Origin of the sequence: Methanospirillum sp., from assembly GCF_035406105.1 — an archaeon.
Classification (GTDB): domain Archaea; phylum Halobacteriota; class Methanomicrobia; order Methanomicrobiales; family Methanospirillaceae; genus Methanospirillum.
In genome coordinates this window covers 1-1,201 of record NZ_DAONKG010000371.1, presented here as the reverse complement: position 1 = coordinate 1,201, position 1,201 = coordinate 1, and the positions used below count along the sequence as shown (strand labels likewise).

Sequence of the window (1,201 nt, the reverse complement as noted above, 5' to 3'; positions counted from 1 at the left end):
AGCCGGCGACTCGATCATGGAGGCAGCAGATGCCGGGCTTGATCTTGCCGTTACGATTACGGAACATATTCCCGTTCATGATGTCATGCGTGCGGTGACCTATGCACAGATTCGGGACTGCACCATCATAGGCCCCAATTGTCCGGGACTTCTCTCTCCCGGTGAGATCAGTATGGGCATTATGCCGGCTCATCTGGCAACCCGGGGTCCGGTTGGTGTTATCTCCCGCAGCGGGACTCTGACGTATGAAGTGGTGCATGAACTGACCCGTGCAGGGATTGGTCAGAGTACTATCATCGGCATTGGGGGGGATCCTATCATTGGCCAGACATTTGCAGATGCGCTCGATCGGTTTGCAGATGATCCACAGACAAAGGCCGTTGTCATTCTTGGAGAACTTGGCGGGAACCTAGAGGAAGAAGGTGCCCGATCCGCGGATATACCGGTTGTTGCGTTTATTGCCGGAACAACTGCACCGGCTGAGAAGCGAATGGGTCATGCCGGGGCCATTGTCACGGGTGGTGAAGGGGACGCAAAAGCCAAGATTGCCCGACTTCGGGATATTGGTGTCCCGGTTGCAGATCGGCTGAGTGAGATTCCTGCGCTCATCAGAGAGGTGCTGTAACATGTCACTTATAGAAAATCTGCGAGGCCGGGGGGAGGGAGAGGAATCTCCTGGCGGGAAGTATAATCCGTTCCGTATTCTTGAGATAGGGGAGAGCATGGTCCGGTACTGTGATGGTATCAGGATCAAGAATTACAATTTTCTGGCCATTCTGACCAGTGATCGTCTGGTCCTCATTGAGAGTGCCCAGCAGAGTGCGGGAACCATTGCGAAGGAGATCCCGGTTTCCATGATTCAGGGTGCTGTTATGGAGCGGGATGAAAAGAACCGCCCAGCACTTGCCATATCCATGGAGGTCGGCGGACAGACCCGACTTATGAAACTCGTGTTTACCGGACTGATTGCTGAGCCGGAGACTGAATGTCGCGAGTGGTTTGCTGCGATTAATGGATATCCCCCTGAACCGGAGGTCCAAAAGGAGCCGGAACCTTTGCCATCGGTACAGGTCCCCCCCTCTGCTGAACCACACCCTCAATCAAAGCAGGTATCTCCGTCTCCGATAATTGATGCAGAGGCTGTATCAGCCGTCAGGAAAGAAGTCCCGGTTCAGGAATCTGTTGCTGATCAGGTGAAACC

2 protein-coding genes are annotated in these 1,201 nt (G+C 54.1%); both read left to right on the top strand.

All coding sequences use genetic code 11. The features are described 5' to 3' along the window. A partial coding sequence (locus tag PLA23_RS13580) for a succinate--CoA ligase subunit alpha (protein ID WP_324475568.1) occupies positions 1 to 625 on the top strand: 625 nt, incomplete at its 5' end. 1 nt (position 626) lies between these two features. Next, the coding region (locus PLA23_RS13575; protein WP_324475567.1) for a hypothetical protein at positions 627 to 1,201 on the top strand (575 nt) is incomplete at its 3' end.